Below are 26680 nucleotides of genomic sequence, written 5' to 3' on the forward strand. Positions count from 1 at the left end.
TTTTTACTAGGCTGACCCTAGTATATCGTAGCGCTTGATCCTTATTCCTGAGCGTATTTATGAAGTTTGTAGTGGTAAGATTTCTGGTTACCGCCACTATGTTATTACCTATCGTTTTTTCTTTGGTAGCCACATCTCGTGCTGCTGACTTCCCCCTGCCCGTGTTTAAAAGCTTCTCAATCGAAGAAGGCTTATCGCAAGTATCGGTTTTAGATATTGCAGAAGATAAAGACGGTTATATCTGGCTGGCAACCCAGTCGGGGATCGACAGGTTTGATGGAAACGAATTTAAGCATTTTGGTAAATGGCAAGAGACTGAGTCTGATGGGCTCAACACCGTTACTACTTTTCAAATTGAACCTTCGTTAGACAAAGAATATCTATGGGTTGGCTCTATTGCAGGCGTTAGCAAGTTTCATATTGCAACGGAAACATTCGAACACTTCCCTATATCGGTTTCCAGCAAAATAAAAGCCGGCTTAATCAAACGCATAAAAATCGATAAGAGTGGTAACGTTTGGGTGATCAGTGGTCGCGCGCTTTATCGCTTTTCAACGCTACTGAACAAATTGGTTCAAGTTGCAGTCCTAGATAATGTGACCAGTACACTTACCGACATCGTAATTGATGGAAATAGTCATGTTTGGCTTAGCTCAACATCGGGATTATACAAGCTTAATTCCGCTTTCAATACCTTAGAGCTTCAGCAACTGGCGGGTACAAATTTAACCTTGATGGCACTGGCTGCTGACGAGAGTTTGTGGATTGGCTCTGGCTCTAACGGTCTGTGTCGTTACCCTTTGTTTGCTAGCAATGATTTTTCCGTGTCCACCTGTTTTGATGAAAGCAGAGGCCTTTCATCTAATGATGTGCTAAGCGTGTTGTTTCAGCGCAACGACAATATTTGGATTGCCACCAGCGGCGGAGTAAACATCATTCCTGCTAAAGAAGCATCTGAGATTGTGTCGTTATCGGTCTCTCAATCGAAACTCGCAAATAATTACATTACATCGCTGTATCAAACGGAAGCTGGCGCCATTGTGGCGGGGTCGCGCGATAATGGGTTTTCTATTCACAACCCGGTACTGTCGAACTTTTCAACCAGCGCAGCTATTGGTAACAATATCTCTGGTATTGCTACCCATTCCGATAACGCCTTATGGCTTGCTACAGAAGAGAACCTTTGGCATTACAATTATCATTCTGGCAAGGTCAGCGGACCCTATACCTCGATGATTGAGTCCGAAGGTAAGTTATCTTCAAACAAGCTTTTAACAGTACATTACGATAAGCAGTCAGACTCAGTTTGGCTATCTACTCGCGCGGGGCTTGCCAAATTAAATACTGCCAGTGAACAACTAGATTTGGTGGCATTGAAGGGCAAGGCTGGTTATACCCTCAACGTGGATGCCGATGGTGATGTTTGGTACGGCGGCTACAGCGATGGTGTTTTTGTGTATCGCCCTTCCGAGAACCGAGTCATTCGCCAATGGCCAATCTCACTTACCACTCGTATTGTGTTTGAAAATAACGAGAGCGCATGGCTGGCCAGCATATCGGGCCTATATTTTGCCAACAAATTTACGGGTGAAATACGCAATATAGGTGAAAGTAACACTAATTTCCCTAAAGACGCAGTAGTGACTTGGGTTTCTCGGTCTATACGTGGCGGCTATTGGATTGGCACCCAGGCAAACGGCATCTATTTTATGGCGGTTGAGGATAACGAGATTTCCTCGGTGTCTTTTTCCCAGATAGAAGCAGACAGTTACTTAAGTAACATCTCAGTTGGCGCTATCATTGAAGATCAAGAAAACGAGCTATGGGTCTCCACAACGGTAGGTATAGCCCATATCGATTCTACCCTGTCATCCGTTTCATATTTTGGGGCACAAAATGGTGTTAGTGAAGCGGGCTACTACATAGGCGCCGCCGTGAAAACCACGGGCGACACTATATTTATGGGTAGCCCAAAGGGTCTCACTCGCTTCAAGCCCACTGATATTAAACAACAGCCTTGGTCGCCTAAAGTTAATATATCGCATATTGAAATTATTAATGAGCAAAGCAGTGGGTCAGAAAACCTCTACCCGAATACCAATATTGAAGAATTGGTACTTAGTTCAAACAATGTTTCCTTTTCTGTAGAATTTGCGGCACTCGATTTTACACGTGCTAACGAAGTAAGTTATGCCTACTTATTATCTGGGTTTGATAATAAGTGGCGCTTTACGGATCATCGCCGCCGCGCGGTTACCTACACGAATTTAGACCCCGGGAATTACACGCTTATTATTCGAGCGATGAACAAAGAAAAAGTGTGGAGCCCAAATGAAGCCACGCTCCAAATCAGGATTGTTCCCCCATGGTGGGATAAACCTGTATGGCGAAGTGCCATTTTTTTATCGGCTTTTCTGCTTTTAACGCTACTTGTATGGTGGCGTATTCAAACCCTTAAAAACCGTTCGGTTGCGCTAGCAAAAATGGTAGAAGAAAAAACCAAAGATCTTGAAGACGTGGTAGAAAAATTAACACAATTATCGAGTCAAGATTCGTTAACCGGATTGAAAAATAGGCGCTACTTTACCTGCCGAGCTCACGAGGCTTGGGACAGTTACGAGCGTTACGCACAAGCCTTTTCATTACTTATCGTGGATATTGATTGGTTTAAACGAATTAACGACACCTACGGTCATCATGTTGGCGATCTTATATTGGTTAAAATAGCTGAACTGCTTCGTACGAACTTGAGAAATTCTGACGTTATTTGTCGTTGGGGTGGCGAAGAATTTCTGATCCTACTGCCCGAGCTTAACGTGCATGAATGCTATTGGGTAGGTGAAAAATTGAGAAAAGCTGTTGAGAAAACGTCATTTCATTGCGAAGGACATGATGTAAATGTGACGATTACCGCAGGAATTGCAGATATTCGTGAAAGCGATAGCGTAGAGCAATGCATACACGCTGCTGATAAAAGACTTTACAGAGGTAAAGTTGAGGGGCGTAATGCTGTTGTAAAATAGCGCGATATTAACCTGCTGCTTTAGCCCTTATTTTCACTCGTTTTGTTAACCACTCTGCTGCCTAGTAATCAATTTACGCCCTTACGCTGACCAGCGCAGTATGATGAAACTCATCGTACAGTGTGATCGAAATTCCCTCCCACGCTTATGAATAACCATATTCAATCATGGAGGTAACATTTATGGCTAAGGTTCTTGTCATTGGCGCATCAGGCCAAATTGGTAAACAGGCTACTGGGAAATTACTTGAAGCAGGTCACCACGTGGTGGCCCCTGTGCGAAGCCCTGAGAAGCTAGACGATTTTGAAAACGACAACCTCGTAGTGAAAGAGCAAGATCTTGAAAAAGACTTCTCTGAGCATTTCGAGGGTGCAGATTGTGTGGTATTCGTTGCGGGCAGCGGCGGTAATTCGGGCGATGATAAAACGCTTCTTATCGACCTATGGGCTGCGCGAAACGCGGCAAACTATGCCAAGGCAGCTAACACCCCTAAATTTGTGATGGTAAGTTCTATAGGTGCTGGCGATCCAGACGCAGTAAGCTCTAGCATTAAGCCTTATTTAGTTGCTAAGCATATGGCTGACGAGCATTTAATGAATAGTGGCGTGCCTTATATCATTTTGCGCCCAGGTACTTTGTTAAACGAGCCAGGTACGCATTTGGTGTCTACTGATATGCCAGACAACCAAGACGATGCTGTTATTCCTAGAGAAGATGTGGCTACGGCTATTGTGGAGGCAGTTAATCGCAGCGACACAAGTAATGTGACGACTTATCTGTTTAAAGGCGATACGCCAATCTCGAAAATCTTTGAGTAAGTAAATATAAGTAAGCTACAAAAGCTAACGGTAAAATTAAAAACGCCAGCAATTTTGCTGGCGTTTTTTATTATTTTGATTTAACTCTGTTTGTTCAATGTGCTGCTTAAGCTCAGTGTACTGCTTAAGCTCAGTGCGCTGCGCTAGCATTCAATGTACTGCGTTAGGGAACAATAGACTGGCTAATCCAGTTACCCATTTCGTCACGACGATGTAACTCGCGATACTGTGGATTACCACGCAAATTCAAATAGTCCACATTGAAAATGTCTAACAAAATTACGCAAAAATGTTCAGGGGCCACAGAATAGTCACCTGCAATCTGAAGCGGTAAGCCATTGTTTCGTGGCGTGCCTGGCTCGCCCCATAGAAACTGCTTCTTACCCGCATCAGACAATTTTGCCCAATGCGCCTCTATTATTGGCCTATCTTCGCTTTCGGTCACTATAGTCGCATTTACACTAAATCGATACTGCTCACGAGTTTTAGAAAAATACCAACAGCCCTGCGCTTTCGCCTGCTGCGACAATTGGTTGTATTTTTCGGTACGGGTATCTGAAATAACAATTAATTTGTTGTCGTCACTTAAGCCTCGGTACACCACGGTTCTGCAGTATGGCACACCGTCTTTGTCTGCGGTTGCCAACTGAAAATAACGGCTCTCAGGCATGCTTCTGCTAGCGTGTAAGCTTTTTGTTAACCCTGTACGCCACTGCGGCATTTTTAAACTCTCCGGTCGCTTAAGCGGCTTTACGTTGGGCAAGTGAAAACAAAGTGTAGAAATTTTCAGTGGTAATACGCGCTAATTCTTTCACCGATATACCTTTTAGTTCGGCAATAAATTCCGCGACTTCTACCACATAACCCGGCTGGTTTTGTTTACCTCTGTGGGGTACTGGGGCTAGCCAAGGGGAATCGGTTTCAATCAATAATCGCTCAAGAGGAACCGCTTTTACAACGTCTTGTAATTCACTGGCAGATTTAAACGTGACGATGCCAGAAATAGAGATGTAGAAATCCATTTCAATGGCGGCCTGCGCCATTTCAAGGGACTCGGTAAAGCAATGCAGCACGCCTTTTGTATGGCTAGCTTTATGCTCACGCAGCAAATTAATGGTGTCGCCACGGGCATCACGAGTATGAATAATTAGCGGCTTTTTCGTTTCATTGGCGACTTTAATATGATCAACAAACGAGGTTAGCTGAACCTCTTTGCTTTCAGGGCTATAAAAATAGTCTAAGCCTGTTTCACCAATCGCTACTACCGCATCGTCTTGCGCTTTTTCAAGTAACTCATGGTAAGTACATGCATCTTCTTGGTGAAGAGGGTGTACGCCACAAGAGACAGAGACATCAGCGAAGTCTTTTACGGTTTCTAACATGCTGTCGTAATCGCTCACCGATACGCACACACATAAAAAGTGCTCTACACCGCGAGTGCGCGCAAAGTTTAGAGTTTCTGCCAATTCTTCTGGCGATTGCTTTAATCTGTCTAAATGACAATGTGAATCTACGAACAAAATATACCTATCTTTTTTACGGCTAACCCACTAACAACGTGGCCTAGCGCTGAAATTGTTTTAAAATACTGACCAACACCATGGATTTATTCACCCCTGGGTGCTGTAAGGTTTTAACTGCCTCTACGCAGGCGCGATAACGCGCGTAATCTTGCACTTGTTGGCGTTCTACATACGCTTTATGGGCCATATGTTGGCACCACGTTGCTACCTGAACAGCATCACTTTGCCATTTATTAGCAAGAGCTAAAAGCTGCTGACTTCCTGAACTAGCAAGTAATGCGCCCATACCGTCAGTGAAGGTACGATAATTAAAATCGCTTTCGCTATTAAGTGCAGCTTCTAAACGAAGTGGCGCGTAACCATAGGCTTCTAATAACGCTTCACTGGCATCTTGTACGCCTTGTTGCTGTAAATAGGCCAAACTACTTTGCACATCAGGCAAACCCAGCGAATGTTTTTCACATCGGCTCAATATGGTAGGCATTATTCTGTTCAGGCTGTCAGTGATTAGCAGCAAGTATGTATTATTGGTGGGCTCTTCTAAGGTTTTCAAGAGTGCGTTAGCCGCGGCCTCTGTCATGCTATCGGCCACAGGGATCACCAGTACCTTATTGCCACCCATTTGCGCCGTACCACTTAACTTGGCAATACCTTCTCGAATTTTATCCACGCCCAACTGCTTTTCGCTTTCTAGCACGTAAAAATCGGGGTGATTGCCAGCAAGGCGCAAATGACAGCTTTGGCATGCGTTACACGCACCTTGCGGTGTTGGTTTTTTACACAAAAGGGTGTCCGACAGCCCTGCAACCAGCTTCGCTTTACCAATACCTTTAGCGCCAATAAATAACAGCGCATGATGCAGCTTGTTATTAAAATAGCGTACAAGCAATTCGTTATAGGTATCAGAGAACCAAGGTAGCATTTGCCCAGATTGCATTAAGAAAGATACTCCTGCACGGCTGTGATCACGTCTTTATGCACATCTTCCATAGCTTGCATGGCATTAATCACTACAATACTGTCATCTTGTGCTGCTAGGCTTAAATACCGTTCACGGGTACGCTCAAAAAAAGCCAAGCCTGCTTGTTCAATACGATCAAGCTCTCCCCTGCCCCTAGCGCGCTCTAAGCCGATGGCTGGCTCAACGTCTAGGTACAAGGTTAAATTAGGTTTAAAACCGTTAAGTGCTATTTTGCTAATGGCACTCATGGTATCAGCACTCACGCCACGACCACCGCCTTGATAGGCTTGTGAAGACAAATCGTGCCTGTCACCGACTACCCACTTCCCTGCATCTAACGCTGGAAGAATACGGTTAGTTAATAACTGCACTCGCGCCGCATACATCAACAGTAGTTCTGTTTCTTCGGCTACGGTCTCGTTCCAGTCGTGTTTAACGCACTCGCGAATGGCCTCAGCCATAGGCGTACCGCCTGGCTCGCGTGTTTGCTCAACCGCAATATCTGCATCTTGCAATTGCTTTACTATAAGCCCAATCACTGAACTTTTTCCGGCCCCTTCAAGGCCCTCTACTACAATAAACTTTCCGTTCATAATTATTCGTTGTTGGACTTTTTATTTTCTATTTAACTGATATTTTCGCACAGCCGCATTATGAGCAGCTAGCGAAGACGAAAATTCGTGGCTACCATCACCCCTCGCAACAAAATACAAAGCATCGGTTTCCATCGGGTTTAATGCGGCCCAAACGGCTTCTTTACCCGCCATCGCGATAGGCGTGGGCGGCAAACCTTTAATAGTATACGTGTTGTAAGGTGTGGGCGTTCGAAGGTGCTTACGGGTAATATTACCATCATACGCATCACCAATGCCGTAAATTACGGTGGGATCCGTTTGTAAACGCATATTCTTACGTAGGCGGTTCACAAACACGCCCGCAATTTTGGTTCGCTCTGCGCTCACCGCGGTTTCTTTTTCAATAATACTTGCCAATATTAGGGCGTCGTACGGTGAGTTCAATGGCAAATCTGCTTGCCGTTGCTGCCACTGGGTTTCAACATAATCTAACATAGCCTTGTGGGCACGTTTTAAAATGCTACTGGCCGCAGTATTCGCGGTAAAAAAATACGTGTCGGCTAAAAATAAACCTTCGGCGCTGCTAGCGTCATTCACCCACGGCGTTAAAGCTGCCTTTTCCTCGCTTAACTGGCTTGTGGTTTTAATCGTCTGTTCAACCTGCTCGAAGGTGACGTCGTTGATAAGCTCAGATTGCGCGTTTAGCGTAACCAACCACTCTTTTAGTGTAAGCCCTTCTACCAAGCTCACCGCAAAATAATGCTCTTCGCCACGGCTTAATGTGGCAAACACTTCGCGCAATGATTGCCCAGGTGTTAAACGGTATGTACCCGATTTCACATGGGTATTGGTCGCAAAGAATTTAAGCCAAAGCTTGGTGGCTAATTCAGGGCTATCGATTAAATCCCGCGCCCGAAGATCCCTTACCACTTTATATCCGCTACTGCCCTTTTCTACCGTATAAAGCTGGGGTTGAGAAATCGACAAGGGCGATGAAGCTTGCCCATTTACATATAAAACGCCAAAGGTAATTGCACCCACTACAAGCGCCAGCATTATCCCAATGCTAATAACTATTCGCATGATCTTCCTGAATTTTATCTAATACTAACCTAGCGAGGGTCTTTGCCCCTTCATGAGACGCATCAAATGCTAACTCATCGCCAGTTTTTCCGTTGTTTAGCACAACGTTATTAACGGGTATTACGCCCATTAAGGCATTGGTGATCACTAGAGCCTTGGCATTGGCTACATCAGCCAGAGTGTATTCGCCTTCGTGAACGACCAAGGCGTTATCGCTTATGTCGCTGCCTTTTGACGAGCTTGGTTGCAACATACTTAATATACACTGACGCACAACACCATTTACACCGCAGTTGTTTACCTTAGGCGTGTGCCAACCGCTGTCAGTTTGAAAAAATACGTTACCAGCACTGGCCTCAATAACGCGCCCTTGCGTGTCGAACACTAAGGCATCATCGGCATTGGCCGCAATAATTTCACGCTTAACCAATACCTGCTCTAACCGGTTCATATGTTTAATGCCACCAAGTAAAGGCTGTATTGCCAGGGGTGTTTTCGCGTTTATAAGGGTTAAACCACTAGCGGCAAGGTCAGAATAATGTGCCGGATACACATGGGTGGAGAACCGAACAATGGCCGGCGCTTGGCTATCTCGTGCGTATCCACGACCGCCCTCTCCTGAAGATACATGGATCTTCATTACCTTTTTAATGTTGGGATGTTCAAGTGATGCAGTAAGCGAACTCACATACTCATCAATAGCCTGTATCAGTGCAGCCATGTCGAGGGAAATGGCTAACGCTTTGGCATCATGATTTAGCCTAGCAAGATGAAAAGACAGTAGCTCTACTTTTCCATGGCTAACGCACATGGTAGTAAAAACGCCATCACCATAGTTCAGTGCCCTGTCGTTTAAGGCAATTGCATCGGAAGATGAAGGGGTTGACGATGTGGTGTCGGTGTTTGCGACTATTTTCACAACTAGCTCTAATAATTAACGTCTGCCGTGCAGTATACCAAGTTGTTGTGCGCAAACAAGAAAGGCAGCTTGCGCTGCCTTTAATCAATAACTAAGGGTGTCCAAACGATTGTTTGGGCTTAAATTCGTTTGAAAATAAGCGAACCGTTAGTACCACCAAAGCCAAATGAATTACACAGCGCATAGTCTGAAGTAAACATTTTTGCTTTATTTGCTACGAAGTCCAAATCGCATCCTTCGCTTGGCTCATCCAAATTAATCGTTGGCGGTGCCATTTTGTCACGTAGTGCCAATATGGTGAAAATAGCTTCTACAGAGCCTGCTGCACCAAGTAAATGACCAGTCATCGACTTAGTAGAGCTCACTAGCATGTTGTGCGCATGTTCGTTGAACACGCGTTTAACCGCTGCAACTTCAGCAATATCACCCGCTGGTGTTGATGTTCCGTGAGCATTAACGTAACCAATTTCACTGCTTTCAATTTTTGCATCGCGAATAGCGTTACTCATTGAAGCCGCCGCACCTTCACCGTCAGCAGGTGGTGATGTCATATGATAGGCGTCGCCACTCATACCAAAACCAACAAGTTCAGCGTAAATGGTTGCACCACGAGCCTTCGCCGCTTCGTATTCTTCTAGCATTACTACACCAGCGCCTTCGCCCATGACGAAACCGTCACGATCTTTATCCCAAGGGCGACTAGCGCCTTGAGGATCGTCGTTTCGAGCAGACAATGCACGTGCCGCAGCAAAACCAGCAATACCTAATGGGGTAATAGACGCTTCTGAACCGCCTGCAAGCATGGCATCTGCATCGTCATACGCGATAGTACGCGCAGCAATACCTATGTTATGCACACCAGTGGTACATGCCGTCACCACGTTTAGGTTTGGCCCTTTAAGCCCTTCCATGATAGACAAAAAGCCAGAAATCATGTTGGTGATAGTGGAAGGTACAAAAAATGGAGAAACGCGCTTAGGACCGCTATTCATTAATTTGGTGTGGTTTTGTTCAATTTGCTCTAGCCCACCGATGCCTGAACCAATAGCTACACCTACTCGGTGTGCATTTTCTTCAGTTATCGTTAAGCCCGAATCAGCCATAGCCTGTTTACCCGCTGCAATACCCAGCTGAATAAACCTGTCCATTTTCTTCGTTTCTTTTTTTTCTATATATTCCTGCGGGTCGAAGTTATCAACTTGACCTGCGAAACGGGTGGAATAGTCACTGCAATCAAAATGGGTGATTTCACCAATACCGCTTTCGCCTGCTAACAGACGACGCCAAGTCTCATCTACAGAAAGACCCAAAGGTGAAAGCATGCCAAGACCAGTAACCACTACGCGACGTTTTGTCACAAAAAGCCCTCGCATTGGAACCAATAAGGTGGGAATACAAAAACGGCTCTAAAGAGAGCCGTTTTTTAATTTACTATAACGAAGACTTAAGCGTCTTTGTTAGCATTGATGTAATCAATCGCTGACTGAACAGTAGTAATTTTTTCTGCTTCTTCGTCAGGAATTTCAGTATCGAATTCTTCTTCTAACGCCATTACTAGCTCAACAGTGTCAAGTGAGTCTGCGCCCAAATCATCAACGAATGAAGCTTCAGCTTTTACTTCTTCTTCTTTTACGCCAAGTTGTTCAATGATAATTTTCTTAACGCGTTCTTCAATGTTACTCATAATTCTAGGTTTCCCTTAAACGTCACTAGATAGTCAAAGTGCCGCTAGTTTATTTTGCAAGGTACAAGCTTGCAAGCACCAGTTTAAACAAACTTTCTGGTCAAACCAGCGACATCCCAAATTCTTAATGTTCTATTTTTACATCCAAGTTCGGGGAAAATCCACCCCAAACACAGTTAAATTCACAATTTTCGTGAATTTAACCCATATACATACCACCGTTTACATGGATAGTTTCGCCTGTAATATAGGCTGCACCGCTGCTCACTAAAAAGGCAACAGTGGCTGCTATTTCATCAGGTTCACCTAAACGGTTAGCAGGAATATCTTTAAAAATTGCGCTTTTTTGATCGTCCGTCAATGATTTTGTCATGTCAGTATCGATAAAACCAGGCGCAACAACGTTAATAGTTATACCACGAGAAGCCACTTCACGTGCCATAGATTTCGAAAAACCAATAACACCTGCTTTCGCTGCTGCGTAGTTTGCTTGCCCAGCATTACCCGAACTACCCACCACAGAACCGATATTTACGATACGACCAAAGCGTTTCTTCATCATACCGCGAAGTACCGCTTTTGACAGCGTAAAAATGGCTGTAAGGTTGGTATTAATGATGTCTTGCCATTCGTCATCTTTCATACGCATTAACAAGTTATCACGGGTAATACCTGCATTATTAACCAAAATATCAATGCCACCGAAGGTGTCATTAATTTCCTTGATTATAGCATCTATACTGTCTTTATCGGTAACATTTAGTGCAATACCTTTGCCACCAAATTCAGATAAATATTCAGTAATTGCACTTGCACCACTGTCACTTGTAGCTGTGCCCACAACCGTAGCACCCTGCGCTGCAAGCTGACTAGCAATAGCCTTACCAATGCCTCGGCTTGCGCCTGTTACCAGTGCTACTTTGCCTTCTAACTGACTCATAGCGTTTCCTTATTGTTTTAATGCTTCCACACTTTCGGGCGTGTTTACAGCAATGGATTCTAAACTTTTATTAATGCGTTTATTTAATCCTGTAAGTACCTTACCTGGGCCTACCTCAATGATGCGTTCAACACCTGCGGCAGCCAAGTACTCAACGGTACGCGTCCACTGTACAGGGCAATATAATTGGCGTACCAACGCACTTTTTATTGATGCACCGTCAGTTTCAATGGTCACATCAACATTATTAATGATATTGATTGCAGGGGTATGAACGTTTAATGTCGCCAGCGCGTCTTCTAATTTGTCAGCAGCAGGGCGCATAAGTTCGCAATGCGAAGGCACACTTACCGCTAGTGGAAGCGCTCGCTTAGCACCCGCTTCTTTACATGCAGCAGCAGCTTGCTCAGCGGCCACTTTTTCGCCCGCAATTACCACTTGACCTGGCGAGTTAAAATTAACCGGAGACACTACATCACCTGTTGCAATCGCCGTTTGGTGGCACACATTAGCAATGGTGTTGTCATCTAAACCAATAATGGCATACATAGCACCGGCACCCGCAGGCACCGCCTCTTGCATATATTGTCCACGAGCTTCAACCAGCTTTATCGCATCGGCGAATGACATGGCACCGCCACACACTAACGCAGAATATTCACCTAGACTATGACCCGCTAAGTAGCTCACTTCAATGCCTTGAGCTTCTAGTACGCGCCAAGTGGCAACACTACCTGCAAGCAAAGCGGGCTGAGTGATATGGGTTTCGTTCAGTTTCCCATCGGCGTCATTTTGTACCAGATCCCAAAGATCGTAACCTAATACGTCTGAAGCCTCTTTGAAGGTATCTAAAACCGAAGGATAGCTGTCGGCCAACTCTTTAAGCATGCCCACTGATTGTGAGCCCTGCCCAGGAAAGACGCAGGCTGTTTTTGTCATTGTTGTTCCTTATATTTTTTATAAACAACGGGTTTTTGAATGCAACGAATTCAATAAAATTAATAGAAGAAACTAGTATCGTACCAGCGCAGATGCCCACGCAAAACCGCCGCCGAATGCTTCTAATAATAAATGTTGCCCACGCTGAATACGACCATCGCGAATAGCGGTGTCTAGTGCTGTGGGTACTGTGGCAGCCGAGGTATTACCGTATTTCTCTAACGTCACCACCACTTGTTCTAACGACATATCTAGTTTTTTTGCTGTCGCTTTGATAATTCTGAAATTCGCTTGATGAGGCACTAGCCAATCCAGATCAGATTTTTGCATATTGTTGGCCGCAAGGGTTTGCTCAACCACTTCAGACAATTTGTTCACGGCAACTTTGAAAACTTCGTTTCCGCGCATCACGCCCCAGTTTTCGTGAACCGATGCTTCATCACCACGGGTTGGGTTACCAACGTAAAGTAAATCGCCGTAAGAGCCATCAGCGTTAATGTGAGTTGATAAAATACCCGGCTCATCACTGGCTTCTATAATAGTGGCACCGGCAGCATCGCCAAATAAAATGACCATAGTGCGGTCTTCAGGCGCTATCAGGCGACTAAGACAATCTGTACCTATAACTAAGATACGCTTGGCCATGCCTGATTTGATGTATTGGTCGGCCACACTTAATGCGTAGCAATAACCTGCACAAGCAGCAGCCACATCAAATGCAGGAATACCGTTAATACCTAAAATGCGCTGGATTTCACAGGCAGTACTAGGAAGTGCATAGCGTCCGCTAGTAGTAGCACACACTATCATGTCAATTGATTGAGGGTCGATGCCTGCCATCTCTATGGCTTTTTTACTTGCCTCTGCCCCCATGGTCGCAGCGGTTTCTTCGGCACCTATAATTCGGCGTTCTTTAATACCGGTTCTATCAGTGATCCATTCATCACTGGTATCAACCATAACTTCCAAATCGGCATTGGTTCGTATATCACTAGGGTAATAACTTCCGGTACCGATAAATCGAGAATATTTGCTCAAAGCTGCTCCAATAAAACCGTTTCTATCTTCGTTTTTATCTTGTCTGGAACTCGCATCTTTGCTTCTTTCATTGCTTGCACAATGGCGTAATAAAAGGCGTCTTTAGATGCATTTCCATGACTCTTGATAACAATGCCGCGCAATCCTATCAGACTCGCACCATTATACTGGTCGGGGTTCACGCTGTTATAGATAGATTTGAGCAATGGAAAAGCAATTTTGGCCATTAGCCGCGTATAAAAGTTCTTTTGTGACTGGCGCTTCACTTCGTTGATAACCAACTTAGCCAGCCCTTCACTAGATTTAAGCGCAACATTGCCGGTAAAACCATCAGTCACCACCACATCGGCTTTGTCGGTAAAGATGTCGTCACCTTCTACATAACCAATATAGTTAATACCTGGTGCATCTTTGAAGAGTTGATCGGCTAACTTTACGTACGCATTCCCTTTTATATCTTCTTCGCCCACGTTTAGTAACGCAACACGAGGAGAAGGAATGCCTGCTGCTTCTTGCGCTAACACCGATCCCATCACACCATACTGAAATAGAATTTCAGGCGTGCAATTAACATTCGCGCCTAAATCGAGCAAGAAAACATTATGATGACTCGCGGTGGGCATCATGCTGATAAGCGCAGGTCTATCAATACCCGATAAGGTTTTTAGTAAGTAAAACGATAAGGTTAACAACGCACCTGTATTGCCTGCACTTACGCACGCATCGGCTTCGTTGCTTTGAACATATTCAATCACACGACGCATTGAAGAGCGTTTTTTATTTCGTAACGCAGAGGTAGGCGCCTCACCCATTTCAACCACTTGGTCGCAATGAGATACAGTTACCCGACTTCGTTGAGAAGCAGTGAGATTTTGAATTGCTGGGGAAATAACGGCTTGGTCGCCGCATAGCAAAAAATGAACGTCAGAATGAAGTTCAATGGCTTTTACAGCCGCAGAGAGGATAACAGGGGGACCATGATCGCCCCCCATGATATCTAACGCGATGGTTAGCTTAGACAAAATGTAGACGCCGTATTACGCGCCGACTACTTTATTGCCTTTATAGTAACCGTCAGCTGTCACGTGGTGACGACGGTGTGTTTCACCCGACGTTGGGTCGACAGACAAAGTCGACGCAGTCAATGCATCGTGTGAACGACGCATACCACGCTTAGAGCGCGTTTTACGATTTTTTTGTACAGCCATAACTTACTCCTGGTCTCGCTTAAGTTCTTTCAAAACCGCGAAAGGGTTTTCTCGCTCTTGTTCCGGTTCAATCTTTCCAAATGACATATCATCTTTTTTCACTGAGCACTCCTCCTCTGCATGAAGGGGTACGATGGGCAAAGATAAAAGTAACTCGTCTTCAAATATCTGAAGCAGATTAACTTCTCCGTGGTCGTTGACCTCTACCGGTTCGTAAGCCTCGGGTATTGGATCTTCTTCATTTCGTTCTTCTCCCTGCACTGGAGTAAAACAAAAACCCACATCAAGTGTGGTATCAAATTCACCATTACACCGCTGGCAGAGAAGTGTTACCTGAGTGCCTAAATGGCCGTGAAATACAGTAAGACCCTGCTCGTCTTTTTTGAACTGCACATCAACGTCCACATATTCACTACATCGGACAACAGCCCCACTTAATCGTTCCATATCTTCAGACACAAGAACACCCCGATAATCGGAACGTTTCATAGCGCTGCTGGTCGGTTCGACCGTATGAGGGAGTTTCACTTTCTGCATAGGGCGCGCATTCTATAGATTCCACATCCCACTGTCAAAGATTTAATGGGCGTTTTTGTATAATAATTTAGCGATTTTGTACTTCTTTTCATAAACCGAATTTTAAGGGAATAGCACCAAATAACAAGTAAAAAGAACATGATGAGTCTAAAACATAGGGCGGTAGGCAAAATAGCGTATTGTTGAAAATACCCAAGTTGGCAAACGGGATTACGCTCGTTTATTAAAACACGCTATATTTAGGGTAAGTTGTGATTACTCTTTAGAGGATACGCAACGCGTAATTCGGTTAATTAACACTTAATGTAAGATTGAGGTTTTGTAGTATGACCACACTCGTTCTAGCTTCATCATCGAAGTACCGCCAGCAATTATTGTCGAATATTGGCATTCAAGCTGAAATAAGCAAACCAGATATAGATGAGACTCCCCTACCCGATGAAACACCCCTTGCGTTGTGCAAACGTTTAGCGTTCGAAAAAGCAAAAAAAATTGCCCAACAACAGCCGGGGAGAATTGTAATTGGAAGTGATCAAGTTGCTTCTGTAGAAGGACCTGATGGCAAGGTCATATTAGGCAAGCCCGGCACAGTTGAAAATGCTGTAGCGCAATTAAAAATGTGCCAGGGGAAATCGGTGTATTTCTACACTGCGATAAGTCTGTGTAAAGCAGAAGACGATGAAGACCTACCCGATATTCTTACTAGTAATTTAGACACCATTACCCGAGCCGAAGAAACCTGTGTGTATTTTCGTAGCCATAAAGAAGCGCAGCTACGCGCTTATGTTGAAGCCGAAATGCCACTTGATTGCGCGGGGAGCTTCAAATGTGAAGGCATGGGTGCCTTATTGTTCGAACGAATTACCAGCCGCGATCCTAATACTTTAATAGGGCTTCCCGTGATGCTGCTGCATAATATGTTAGACAGACATTTTAATATCGATTTGCTAGACCTAGCTACTGCCAAAGCCTAGCGGTTGAAGATTTGCTTTGCTATAGAACGCTAAACTAGCGAAGCAAAAATTGCTGAAGTTCACCAATGGAATGCACAATGGTTTCGGGCGCCAATGCTTCAAGGTGAACTTGTGCGTGCACCCCATATGAAACCCCTATTCTGCGCATACCAATAGATTTCGCCATTTGCATATCGTAGGTGGTGTCGCCAATCATAACTGCATCTTGGGCACTAATTTTTAGCTCGTCTAAAATTTGCAGTAACATGTCAGGTGACGGTTTCGACTGGGCATCGTCAGCGCACCGTGATGCACTGAAAAAGTGGCCAGTTTCGGTTTGCGACCATGCCCGATCAAGACCTCTACGCGCTTTCCCTGTTGCTACAGCAAGGGTAGCCCCCTCTGCTTTTAATGCTGACAACAATTCTTGTACACCATTAAATAACGGACATGGCGTAGCGTCATGGCTGACGAAGGCCTCTTTATAAGCCAGTACTAAACGCTCAGCTAGGGCGTCATCATCAATATCAAATAACTGCTTAATAGCGGGTTTTAAGCTAATACCAATAATGTGACTCACCGCATCAGCACTAGGAACAAGCATGTCACAGTGTTTTGCTGCTATCTGCATACAGTTGATAATTTTATCGGCAGAGTCCATTAAGGTGCCGTCCCAATCAAAAATAACCAACTTATAGCGCATAGTTACCGCGTTCCTTGTGTATCAGAGAGTTTATATAAATAAATAGAACTTAATTAATAAGTAAATTTACCGAATACCCTAAAAGCCTTATGACAACGCTTTTAAGGTATTGGTTAACGTGGCATCTAACGGTGCGGTAAATTTAACCCGCTCTTCTGTGCCAGGATGAATTAGCGAAATGCTATGTGCGTGCAAAAATAAGCGGTTTAACCCTTTTTGACGCATAGACTCATCAAACTCGGCATCACCGTATTTAGGGTCGCAAGCAATAGGATGCTCAGCGTGTAAACAGTGAACTCGGATTTGGTGGGTTCTACCTGTAATAGGTGAAGCTTCTACCAAAGTGGCGGTGTCGAATTTTTGCAATATGCGGTAACGGGTTTCGGATGGCTTGCCATCTTCACTCACGCTCACCATGCGTTCACCAGACTGCAACACATTCTTACGAAGTGGCGCTTTTACTTTAAAACGGTTTTCAGGCCACTGCCCTGCCACTAATGCTTGGTAGCGCTTATCCATTTTACCGGTACGCAACTGCTCATGCATATGACGAAGCGCCGAACGTTTCTTAGCAATTAAAATACAGCCAGAGGTGTCTCTGTCTAAACGGTGCACCAATTCCATAAAATTAGCATCGGGGCGCAGTGCGCGTAAGCCTTCAATGAGACCAAAGCTCAAACCACTGCCACCATGAACAGCAATGCCTGAAGGTTTATTAATTACAATAATGCGCTCGTCTTCAAACAATATTTGAGATTCTAGCGCTGCAATTTTATCGAGTTTGGGCGATGGGCCTGGTGTTCCTTCTGATACACGTACAGGCGGAATACGCACTACATCATCGGCAACGAGTTTATATTCGGGTTTTACTCTACCCTTATTTACGCGCACTTCACCTTTACGCAAGATGCGATAAATCATACTTTTGGGCACGCCTTTTAATTGGGTGCGCAAAAAATTGTCTACACGTTGCCCTGCTAAATCGGGTTCAACGGTAACGAAACGGACTGATTGTTGGGTTTGTTCTTTCATAGACTTCATTATAACGCAATGCAAAAGCAGACCGATACAGAAACTTTGATGTGCCTTAAAAATAAAACCCTTTGACTACTTTTGATACTAAACGAGCATTTAGCACAGAAAAACCGCATTATCTGGGCTTATTTACCCCTCACGCCTTGCTTAAATTGAACCTTTGATGCCATAATAAAAACTGTATTTTACGCGGCCAAATCATGCCGGTGAAAAACAACATTTAACATAGTGAGCATTTAGAGCTGGTTAATTCGTTACCCGCTTATTTCGCCACTTTTGTTATCCATAAGAACAGCGTCACGTTCCAATTGCATTATTCAATAAACACGCAATTTTATATCTGGAACGAGAATTATAGAGGCAACGACTACACTGCCGTTAGATAATTCAGATGCTGTTTGCGAACATAAAATAAGTTCGCCGTTTAGCTAACAGAATTGAATTGACAAACAAGCGCCAGCCTAAGAGCGGTGTTTGTTAAAAAGATAGATAGAGATAAGGGTATGTCGCTCCCGACATTCTTAAGAACAATATAAAACGCGGAACGAGTAACGAAAAACGTTACATGCCACGTAAGTTCAAGGATAATGCGGCGTTACAACAAGGTCCCCGTACAATCGTGAGATTGCGCGGTGAGGGTTTGTACATGTCACTTTAATTTTGTATCTGGACGGCTGTATTAAAAACAGAGTTAGATACAATGAAAAGAATGTTAATTAATGCAACTCAATTAGAAGAGTTGCGTGTTGCCCTTGTTGATGGGCAGCGGTTATACGATTTGGACATCGAAAGTCCTGGGCACGAACAGAAAAAAGCAAACATTTACAAAGGTAAAATAACCCGCGTTGAGCCAAGCCTCGAAGCGGCATTCGTAGACTACGGCGCAGATCGCCACGGTTTCCTACCTCTTAAAGAAATCGCTCGCACTTACTTCCCCAAAGGCTATCGTTTCGAAGGCCGCCCAAACATCAAAGATGTCATTAAGGAAGGCCAAGAAGTTATCATTCAGATTGATAAAGAAGAACGTGGTCAAAAAGGCGCAGCGCTTACCACTTTCCTATCACTGGCTGGTAGCTACTTAGTATTAATGCCAAACAACCCTCGTGCCGGCGGTATTTCTCGTCGTATCGAAGGTGATGAGCGTACAGAACTTAAGGAATCTTTGAACAAACTAGACCTGCCTGATGGCATGGGCTTAATTGTTCGTACCGCAGGCGTAGGGAAATCTTACGAAGAATTAGAGTGGGACTTAAAAGTACTACTTACCCATTGGGAAGCAATTTCTAAAGTGGCTGAAGAGCGTGAAGCGCCCTTCTTAATTCACCAAGAAAGTAACGTAATTGTACGTGCAATTCGTGACTATCTACGTCGCGATATTGGTGAAATCTTAATAGATAAAACAAGCATCTACGAACAAGCATTGCAGCACATCCAACTTGTGCGCCCTGACTTTGCCAACCGCGTGAAGCTTTATCGTGGCGAAGTACCTTTGTTCAGTCATTATCAAATTGAGAGCCAAATTGAGTCGGCCTTCCAACGTGAAGTTCGCTTACCTTCTGGTGGTTCAATTGTTATCGACCCTACTGAAGCACTTACCTCTATTGATATCAACTCTGCCCGTGCAACAAAAGGCGGTGATATTGAAGAAACAGCACTAAATACGAACCTTGAAGCAGCTGACGAAATTGCTCGTCAACTTCGTTTACGCGACTTAGGTGGCTTGGTTGTTATCGACTTTATCGATATGACCCCAGTACGTCACCAACGTGAAGTTGAAAACCGCATGAAAGACGCGGTTCGCAGCGATCGCGCTCGCGTTCAGCTAGGCCGTATCTCTCGCTTTGGCTTGCTGGAAATGTCACGTCAGCGTTTACGCCCATCATTGGGTGATTCAGCGCACCATGTGTGCCCTCGCTGTTCAGGTCACGGCACCATTCGTGGTACCGAGTCATTAGCACTGTCTATTTTGCGTATTCTTGAAGAAGAAAGCATTAAAGAAAACACAGGCCAAATTGAAGCACAGCTTCCTGTATCAGTAGCAACCTATTTGCTTAACGAAAAGCGTAAAGCGATTCAAAGCTTAGAAAAGCGTCATGGCGTTAACTTATTGCTTATCCCTAACGCCAACCTTGAAACACCTCACTACCAAGTAACACGCCGCCGTCCAGATGATATTCTAGATGATGCAAGCTACGAAGTAGAGTTGATGCCAACGGTTGAAACGGAAACTGAAACCACAACTTCAGCGCCGGTTAAACGTGAAGAGCCAGCATTAAAAGGGCTAGTTGCTCCTACCGCTGCGCCAGTTGTTGCACCTAAAGCAGAAGCACCTGAAGCTAAAGCTGAAAGCTCACCCTCACTCTTTGCCCGCATTGGTAAATGGTTAGGTGATGTACTTGGCGGTGAAGACGAAAAAGCAAAGGCAGAAGCTGAAGCGAAAGAAAAAGAAAAGCAGAAGCAATCTGAAGGTCGCAACAACCGTGGCGGCAATCAGTCTCGCAACCGCAATGGCGATGATCGTCGTCGTAAACCAAGAAAGAACACTCGTCGTAACCAGCCTCAAAACAAAGATGGTGAACAAGAACAGCGTACGCCACGTTCTGAGCAAGACGACAAGCCACGCGCGAGTAATAACAAAGGCCGTAAGCCTCGTAAACCTCGTGACGAGACTCAGAAACTTAAGCAAGAGCAAAGTAGAGATAACACCCAAGACGAAGCGCCTAAGACACAAGATAACAAGTCTCAAGATGCTAAGCCTCAAGAAGCGCAGAAGAAACAAGAAGTGGCTGAGCGCCGCAAACGCAGAGATACTCGTCGCAGCGTACGTGTGAAAAAAGATGACAATACTCAGTCAAATGAAGCACCGGCTAGCAAACCAGTTAAATCTCTTGCCGTTGAGAAACCTAAACCTGCTAAAGCAGCGCCTGCTGAAACTGAAGAAGTTAATACTGCGCCAGTTCAATCAACTGATGCACCAGCAGCTTCTGAATCAGCAGCACCAGTAGCGCAAGCCTCTCAACCAGCTGAAGTTAAGTCGACCACTGAACAAGATGCTCAATCTTCTTCAGAGCAAGCGAACAACGACACTGATGAAAATGGTCAAAAACGCGAAAGCCGTGGCCGTTCACGTCGTTCTCCTCGTCATGTTCGTGCTGCTGGTCAGCGCCGTAAGAAGGAAGCGCAGCAGTCTAATGATGACAACAGCGCTCCGGTAGATGAACAGTCAACTGCAAACGTTGACACTACGCCTTCACAAGAAGCACCTGCTGCCGACGTGAGTAAATCAGCACCTCGTGCAGAAGATACTCAAGCGGCAATGCCAGGTAAACTTGAGGCAGATACTGCGCATACTCAAAACGAGAATGCCCAGCCAGCTACTGTTGATACCGCTGCCGAAAATGCTGAAGCGCCTACTGTTGCTAAGACAGAAGACACTCAAGCCACTAAGCCTGGTGTATTAGCCCCATCGGAAGAAAAGGCAGCGCCTGCGACAACAGAAACTGCAACCGCTAAGCCAGAAGCCCCAAAAACTGAAACAGCATCTGAAGTCGTTCAAGACGAAATGCAGTTCGAGCTAGCTTCGCCAAAAAGTGAAGCGGATGCGCCTAAGCCAGCTAAAGCTGAAGTTACTCCTGCACCTGCCGCCGAAGCTGCACCTAAACAGGTTGAAATAAACCTAGGTGACGATTCGGCTAAAGCAGCAAGTGAAACTAAAACTAAGCCTGTGCCAAAAGCGAACCTTAAGAAAGCGAAAGCTGCGGTAACTAAGCCTATTACTACAGGTGCACCTGCTAGCAGCCGTGGCCGCATTAATGCATCTGCGCCAATGGCAGCACCTGCATCGGTTGATGATACTTTCAATGACGTAGCGCTTACCGCTAAGTCTGATGATAGCCGCCCAGCCATTGTAGTATCGGGTAGAAGCGCAGCTATTGCGAAAGCAAGTGCCGCTGCATCAGCACCAACAACACTCCCAACCAGTGTTGATGAAAACGCCTAAGCGTGACTAGCAAAGCCCTAGTTACTGATAACGATAGTCACTGCTGACTATCGTTATTACTAGGAACTAAGGTTGCTAATAAACGATAAGAAGCCGCTTAATTGCGGCTTTTTTATTGGTTATTTATATTATTGTACTGTGGGAGTAAGGCAATGGATAAAGTTAAACCCAACTTGATTGATTGGTTAGCGAGAGCAACCAATAAAGAGGTGCGCTCCCCATCGCTTATTCAGTCACTCTGGAGTGGTTATGGCGCGTGCTTTCGCGCTACTCTGTTTGATAACGCTGATAACTCCTTAACACCTGTAGTGGCGAAGTGCGTTCAACCTTCTTTAGAAATCAGCCACCCTAAAGGATGGCAAAGCAATACCAGTCATCTTAGAAAATGCCGTTCATTTGAGGTAGAGCACTACTTTTACACCCAATTGCAACCTAGCACTAATGCAAACTGCTTAACTCCTACGTGCTTAGCAGCCGCTAGCGAAACCAGCGTCACTTCAAATACACCTGCAAATTCCGCGGCTAATCTAGACGCCAAGGCAGTCATTAACGTAGATAATAATTTAGAGTCTAGTGGTAAGAACAATAGCAGTGCACATATCTTAGTGATGGGCGATCTGGTTGACGCGGGATACACCCAATGTGCAACCTCGCTAAGTGTTAAACAAGCGCAATCGGTATTGCGTTGGCTAGCAGCATTTCATGCCCGCTTTATGGGCATTGTTGATCCCAATGTTTGGCCAGAGGGCACTTACTGGCATTTGAGTACGAGGCAAGATGAATGGCAAGCTATGGAAGATGGCCCTTTAAAAAAAGAAGCCAACAGGTTGTCGACCCAGCTTTCATCAGCACGGTTTCAAACCTTATTGCACGGCGATGCCAAGGTTGCGAACTTTTGCTTTACGCCTGATTTTAGCCAATGCGGTGGTGTGGATTTTCAGTACACGGGGTTAGGAGTAGGAATGAAAGACGTGGCTTATTTTATTGGCAGCGCGTTAAGTGAAAGCGATCAAAGCGCCCATACTACTAGCAGCTTAGATTATTATTTCGATTGCCTTGGCTCTCAGCTAATAGGCACACAATACGAATTTCAATATCCTGAAATAGAACAGGAATGGCGAGCGCTATACCCCACTGCTTGCGCTGATTTTAATCGGTTCTTAGCGGGTTGGAGCCCCGACCACTGGAAAATAAACGGTGAATTGACGAGGCAAACCAATATCGCCTTGGCAACATTAATTTAGTGTTTTTTCCAAGGTAACCAGGGTAAACTCAGCCTCAGGCTTTCAAGTACATCAGCCTCATTTGGCTGCTGATAGCCGTATACCCGAATACCAAAAATAGCCATCATGACCGATGTGGCATACACTTCACTCAGCGCATCACCATATTCGCTAGCAATCGCTAGTTTGTATTGGGCTTTAGTTCGGCTTAAGCAGCTACCAGCGAGCTCTGCCAGTTTAGGTTCGGTGCTGGTAAGTTCCAATTGGGTTTTAATAATAAAGCAGCTTGCATATTCTTTTTGGGTATAGTCTTTCTGACCTCTTGCGGCCACCATGTCGGTCAGCAGCATCATAATGCCCTCGCCTGCTCCATGCGCCATTGCTCGCTTCATTTTGTCAGCACTACGCTGTGCGTAACGATTTAGGCTTGCAATAAACAACTGCTCTTTGTTGCCAAAGCTATTATATAAACTACCAGGCTTTAATCCTGTGGTGCTGGTGACGTCTTGCATTGACGTACCATGGTAGCCTTGTTGCCAAAACAGCATAATGGTTTTATCCAAAATGCTGTTTTTATCGAATTGTGCTTTAGCCATCACGAGAGCCTTTCGTTCGTTTATTCTCTATTTATCTGTTTACATCATAACAATTTTGAACAAACACTCAAAAAGTTATTGAACACTAGTGCAAAGTCCTTTATCGTTTTGAGCAATCATTCAAAATGTAAGCACCTATTTTTAGGTCTCTACTTTTAGATCCTCCGTCAAACTAGCGCCTATTATTCATTCGCTTACTTAGCCTACTCATTAAAAAAGGACATCCTATGAAACGATTTATTACTGCGGCACTTCTCATATTGCCGTTATTTTCAAGCTATGCTCAACAGCCTGCTGACACCACAATGGAAAAGGCTAAGCCTGTACCTCCTAAAGTTATTTTCTTCGATGTAAATGAAACCTTGCTCGACCTTACTGCAATGCGCAGCTCCGTAGGCGAAGCGCTAGGAGGCCGTAATGAGTTACTACCTTTGTGGTTTTCAACTATGCTTCATCACTCGTTGGTAGACTCTACCACCCAGCGTTTTCACACTTTCGGTGAAATTGGTGTGGCGTCGTTACTAATGGTGGCTGAAATAGAAGGTATTTCGCTAACCCAAGAACAAGCTAAAACCGCTATTGTTACCCCACTACGTAGTTTGCCGCCTCATGCAGATGTACGTAGTGGCTTACAAGCGTTGAAAGATAAAGGTTATACACTGGTAAGCTTGACCAACTCTTCTAACCAAGGTGTGTATACCCAGTTCAAAAATGCTGACTTGCTTGAATTTTTTGAACACCGCTTAAGTGTTGAAGATATCAATCTATACAAACCTGATCTTCGCACTTACGCATGGGCCGCTGAAAAAATGGGGATTAAACCTGAAGATGCCATGCTGGTTGCAGCACATGGTTGGGATATCGCTGGTGCTAAACAAGCCGGTTGGCAAGCTGCCTTTATTGCCCGCCCAGGAAAGGTATTGTATCCACTGGCTATTGCGCCAGATTACAACGTGAATGACTTAAACGAGTTGGTTGAAATGCTTCCTAAGCAATAACGGTTACCGGTATTTTTAAGGGCTGGTGTTTACCAGCCCTTATTCCTTTAGCAGTACTTGAATCAAGCTACTGCTTTACGCTTCATATCTACGTGGGGTATATCATCTTCTAAATACATTTGAGAGGTTTGCACAAAACCAAATTTACGATAAAAGGCTAACAAGTATTCTTGTGCACCAATTTCAATATCTTCTTTCGGCCACAAGTTTTCACACTGTTTGATAGCCTCAGTTAACAAACTTTTCCCTGCACCATTGCCTCTGAAATCTGCATGGGTAGCCACTCTGCCAATACTGACGCCAGGATAACTAACTCCCGCAGGTATTAAACGCGCATAAGCGACTAACATGTCGCCGTTAAAACCCAATAAATGTCGCGTATCGCTATGTCTGTCTTTTTCATCAAGCTCAGGGTATGGGCATGTTTGCTCTACCACAAATACGTCTACTCGAAGTTTCATAAGCTCGAATAACTGATGGGTATTGAGCTGGCTAAATGTTAAAACTTTCCAAGAAATCATAAGGCTGGTTATTCACTCTTTATTTATGGGGTTATTTTTATCAAACCTGCATGAAGATAGCACTAAAAAATGAACGGATAAATCAATGAACCAAATGGGATTTGTGCCGTCAGAACAATTATCTATAAACCATGAGACTGGCACTTCTCTTATTAAAGGTAATTTATGTTTAACAGCAAACTCGCGTCCTTCGCTTTAGTGGTAACTGTATCCCCGTTATTATTCGCCTGCACATCGCAAGATTTATACGAGGCCACGCAAGAGAACCGCCTTCAAGAATGCCGTAAACTCTATGGCGCACAACGAGAAGAGTGCGAAGCTCAATATCAAAAAAGCTATGGCACCTACGAGCGAGAGAGAAATGAGGTCATTAACAAGGGCAAGCAAAAGTAACTTATCAATCGTTATTCAAACGTTAGGTGTAACGCTTTTGAAAAGCGTTGTGCAGATTTCGTATGATCAACTTATTGAACAGCTTGTTAAATATCAACGCGAGATTACGAATTCAAGTACACGTCTTTTGCTAGGGCACTTTTGACATACTCTACGAATTTCTTCACTTTTTCTAGGTTATGACGGCCTTCAAGGCTGACCACCTGTATAGGTAACTTAACATCGTTAAACTCATCTAACACACTGACTAATTCGCCCTTCTCTATCGCATCTGCAACTTGGTACGACATAAGACGAGTTATACCTAATCCAGATTTTGCAGCGCTAATTGTTGATCGATTTTGGTTACACTCAAATCTAGGCTGTAACCGAATTGCTACCGTTTTGCCGTTGCGCTTAAAATTCCACACCGGCGGTTCAGTAAAGTCACTTGGGTACAGCAAGGTATGATGTTTTAAATCTTCTGGCGTGCTTAACGCTGGGGCATTAGCTAGATATTCTGCTGAGGCCACGGTTACCTTTCTTACATACCCCACCGTACTGGCATATAACCCAGAATCTTTAGGCTTACTAATTCTTATCGCCACATCAATATTTGTATCGAGTAAATCAACGATGTTGTCGTACATATAGCCATGCACATTCACTTCAGGGAAGTCTCGTAAAAACTGAACAATAATTGGCGTGATGTAAAGCTCACCAAATAAAACCGGCGCCGTCACACTCAGCGTGCCCTTCGGCAATAGCTGAACCCCCGCAATGGCGGCCTCACTTTGCGCAATATCTGCCAGGATTCTGTGTACGTCATTAAGATATTGTATGCCCGCTTCGGTTAAACGAATACGACGTGTAGTACGATGAAATAATCGTGTGTTCAACTGAGCTTCTAGGGTAGCGATAGCCCGCGTTACCGCCGGAGGCGACATCGACAACTGCTCTGCAGCGTTTACAAAACTACCAAGCTTGGCGACTTCAGCAAATACTGACATTGCTTGTATTCTATCCATAAC

General features: G+C 44.6%; 26 protein-coding genes. 7 read left to right on the forward strand and 19 right to left on the reverse strand.

Annotated features, from left to right (window positions below; genetic code table 11):
• Positions 1–59 precede the first annotated feature (59 nt).
• Both AV939_RS06960 and AV939_RS06965 read left to right on the forward strand, forming a co-directional pair.
• The gene (locus AV939_RS06960) at positions 60–3023 is read left to right on the forward strand and encodes a ligand-binding sensor domain-containing diguanylate cyclase (protein ID WP_061997401.1); all 2964 of its coding nucleotides are present in this window, start codon (positions 60–62) and stop codon (positions 3021–3023) included.
• 182 nt (positions 3024–3205) lie between these two features.
• Complete coding sequence (locus tag AV939_RS06965) at positions 3206–3841, forward strand: SDR family oxidoreductase (protein WP_057792361.1); 636 nt, start codon at positions 3206–3208, stop codon at positions 3839–3841.
• Positions 3842–4004: 163 nt separating this feature from the next.
• On the opposite strand, the gene AV939_RS06970 is transcribed toward AV939_RS06965, so the two are convergent.
• From AV939_RS06970 to yceD, 14 genes are all read right to left on the reverse strand, one after another.
• Positions 4005–4562, reverse strand: coding sequence for a pyridoxamine 5'-phosphate oxidase family protein (locus AV939_RS06970; protein WP_057792364.1), 558 nt, complete (start codon positions 4560–4562; stop codon positions 4005–4007).
• Between the two features lie 19 nt (positions 4563–4581).
• Entirely contained in the window at positions 4582–5361 is a 780-nt protein-coding gene (locus AV939_RS06975) for a TatD family hydrolase (RefSeq protein WP_061997402.1), read from the reverse strand.
• 43 nt (positions 5362–5404) lie between these two features.
• Positions 5405–6301 carry a DNA polymerase III subunit delta' gene (locus tag AV939_RS06980; RefSeq protein WP_057792368.1) on the reverse strand — a complete coding sequence of 299 codons (897 nt, stop codon included), beginning with the start codon at positions 6299–6301 and terminating at the stop codon, positions 5405–5407.
• A complete protein-coding gene (gene tmk / locus AV939_RS06985; RefSeq protein ID WP_057792370.1) occupies positions 6301–6918 on the reverse strand; it encodes a dTMP kinase in 618 nt (205 codons plus the stop codon). Before tmk ends, AV939_RS06980 begins: the two co-directional genes overlap by 1 nt.
• 21 nt (positions 6919–6939) lie before the next feature.
• A complete protein-coding gene (gene mltG / locus AV939_RS06990; RefSeq protein ID WP_061997403.1) occupies positions 6940–7983 on the reverse strand; it encodes an endolytic transglycosylase MltG in 1044 nt (347 codons plus the stop codon).
• On the reverse strand, positions 7967–8902 hold the full coding sequence (gene pabC / locus AV939_RS06995; protein WP_061997404.1) for an aminodeoxychorismate lyase: 936 nt from the start codon (positions 8900–8902) through the stop codon (positions 7967–7969). The genes mltG and pabC overlap by 17 nt, the downstream gene beginning before the upstream one ends.
• Before the next feature lie 119 nt (positions 8903–9021).
• A complete protein-coding gene (fabF, locus tag AV939_RS07000; protein ID WP_057792376.1) occupies positions 9022–10260 on the reverse strand; it encodes a beta-ketoacyl-ACP synthase II in 1239 nt (412 codons plus the stop codon).
• Positions 10261–10346: 86 nt separating this feature from the next.
• On the reverse strand, positions 10347–10586 hold the full coding sequence (gene acpP / locus AV939_RS07005) for an acyl carrier protein (protein WP_013784457.1): 240 nt from the start codon (positions 10584–10586) through the stop codon (positions 10347–10349).
• Positions 10587–10785: 199 nt separating this feature from the next.
• Positions 10786–11526 carry a 3-oxoacyl-ACP reductase FabG gene (gene fabG / locus AV939_RS07010; protein ID WP_057792377.1) on the reverse strand — a complete coding sequence of 247 codons (741 nt, stop codon included), beginning with the start codon at positions 11524–11526 and terminating at the stop codon, positions 10786–10788.
• 9 nt (positions 11527–11535) lie between these two features.
• A complete protein-coding gene (fabD, locus tag AV939_RS07015; protein WP_057792379.1) occupies positions 11536–12465 on the reverse strand; it encodes an ACP S-malonyltransferase in 930 nt (309 codons plus the stop codon).
• A gap of 72 nt (positions 12466–12537) precedes the next feature.
• Positions 12538–13503 carry a beta-ketoacyl-ACP synthase III gene (locus AV939_RS07020; RefSeq protein ID WP_057792381.1) on the reverse strand — a complete coding sequence of 322 codons (966 nt, stop codon included), beginning with the start codon at positions 13501–13503 and terminating at the stop codon, positions 12538–12540.
• A complete protein-coding gene (gene plsX / locus AV939_RS07025; protein WP_057792382.1) occupies positions 13500–14525 on the reverse strand; it encodes a phosphate acyltransferase PlsX in 1026 nt (341 codons plus the stop codon). The genes AV939_RS07020 and plsX overlap by 4 nt, the downstream gene beginning before the upstream one ends.
• A 15-nt stretch (positions 14526–14540) precedes the next feature.
• Positions 14541–14711, reverse strand: a complete 171-nt coding sequence (gene rpmF, locus AV939_RS07030; protein WP_013784462.1) for a 50S ribosomal protein L32 — start codon at positions 14709–14711, stop codon at positions 14541–14543.
• 3 nt (positions 14712–14714) lie between these two features.
• Complete coding sequence (gene yceD / locus AV939_RS07035; protein WP_061997405.1) at positions 14715–15248, reverse strand: 23S rRNA accumulation protein YceD; 534 nt, start codon at positions 15246–15248, stop codon at positions 14715–14717.
• A gap of 326 nt (positions 15249–15574) precedes the next feature.
• Between yceD and AV939_RS07040 the strand changes: the two genes are divergently transcribed.
• A complete protein-coding gene (locus AV939_RS07040) occupies positions 15575–16222 on the forward strand; it encodes a Maf family protein (protein WP_061997406.1) in 648 nt (215 codons plus the stop codon).
• A 34-nt stretch (positions 16223–16256) separates the two neighbouring features.
• Here the strand turns inward: AV939_RS07040 and AV939_RS07045 are convergent, their stop codons facing one another.
• Both AV939_RS07045 and rluC read right to left on the reverse strand, forming a co-directional pair.
• Positions 16257–16904: an HAD-IIIA family hydrolase gene (locus AV939_RS07045; protein ID WP_061997407.1), complete on the reverse strand. Its 648-nt coding sequence runs from the start codon at positions 16902–16904 to the stop codon at positions 16257–16259.
• Between the two features lie 87 nt (positions 16905–16991).
• Positions 16992–17936, reverse strand: coding sequence for a 23S rRNA pseudouridine(955/2504/2580) synthase RluC (rluC, locus tag AV939_RS07050; protein WP_057796195.1), 945 nt, complete (start codon positions 17934–17936; stop codon positions 16992–16994).
• Positions 17937–18639: 703 nt separating this feature from the next.
• On the opposite strand from rluC, the gene rne reads away from it, so the two are divergent.
• Both rne and AV939_RS07060 read left to right on the forward strand, forming a co-directional pair.
• Complete coding sequence (gene rne / locus AV939_RS07055) at positions 18640–21939, forward strand: ribonuclease E (RefSeq protein WP_082746038.1); 3300 nt, start codon at positions 18640–18642, stop codon at positions 21937–21939.
• A 152-nt stretch (positions 21940–22091) separates the two neighbouring features.
• On the forward strand, positions 22092–23183 hold the full coding sequence (locus tag AV939_RS07060; RefSeq protein ID WP_061997408.1) for an oxidoreductase family protein: 1092 nt from the start codon (positions 22092–22094) through the stop codon (positions 23181–23183).
• Here the strand turns inward: AV939_RS07060 and AV939_RS07065 are convergent.
• Positions 23180–23758, reverse strand: a complete 579-nt coding sequence (locus AV939_RS07065) for a TetR/AcrR family transcriptional regulator (RefSeq protein ID WP_061997409.1) — start codon at positions 23756–23758, stop codon at positions 23180–23182. The genes AV939_RS07060 and AV939_RS07065 overlap by 4 nt on opposite strands.
• Before the next feature lie 227 nt (positions 23759–23985).
• Between AV939_RS07065 and AV939_RS07070 the strand changes: the two genes are divergently transcribed.
• Positions 23986–24756, forward strand: a complete 771-nt coding sequence (locus AV939_RS07070) for a haloacid dehalogenase type II (protein WP_171008953.1) — start codon at positions 23986–23988, stop codon at positions 24754–24756.
• 62 nt (positions 24757–24818) lie between these two features.
• On the opposite strand, the gene AV939_RS07075 is transcribed toward AV939_RS07070, so the two are convergent.
• Positions 24819–25277, reverse strand: a complete 459-nt coding sequence (locus AV939_RS07075; protein WP_057792394.1) for a GNAT family N-acetyltransferase — start codon at positions 25275–25277, stop codon at positions 24819–24821.
• 165 nt (positions 25278–25442) lie between these two features.
• On the opposite strand from AV939_RS07075, the gene AV939_RS07080 reads away from it, so the two are divergent.
• Positions 25443–25670, forward strand: coding sequence for a hypothetical protein (locus AV939_RS07080; RefSeq protein WP_061997410.1), 228 nt, complete (start codon positions 25443–25445; stop codon positions 25668–25670).
• A 104-nt stretch (positions 25671–25774) separates the two neighbouring features.
• Here AV939_RS07080 and AV939_RS07085 read toward each other — a convergent pair whose 3' ends face one another.
• Positions 25775–26677 carry a LysR family transcriptional regulator gene (locus AV939_RS07085; protein WP_063458432.1) on the reverse strand — a complete coding sequence of 301 codons (903 nt, stop codon included), beginning with the start codon at positions 26675–26677 and terminating at the stop codon, positions 25775–25777.
• Between the last annotated feature and the right edge of the window lie 3 nt (positions 26678–26680).

This window comes from Alteromonas sp. Mac1 (genome assembly GCF_001562125.1).
Classification (GTDB): Bacteria; Pseudomonadota; Gammaproteobacteria; order Enterobacterales; family Alteromonadaceae; genus Alteromonas; species Alteromonas stellipolaris.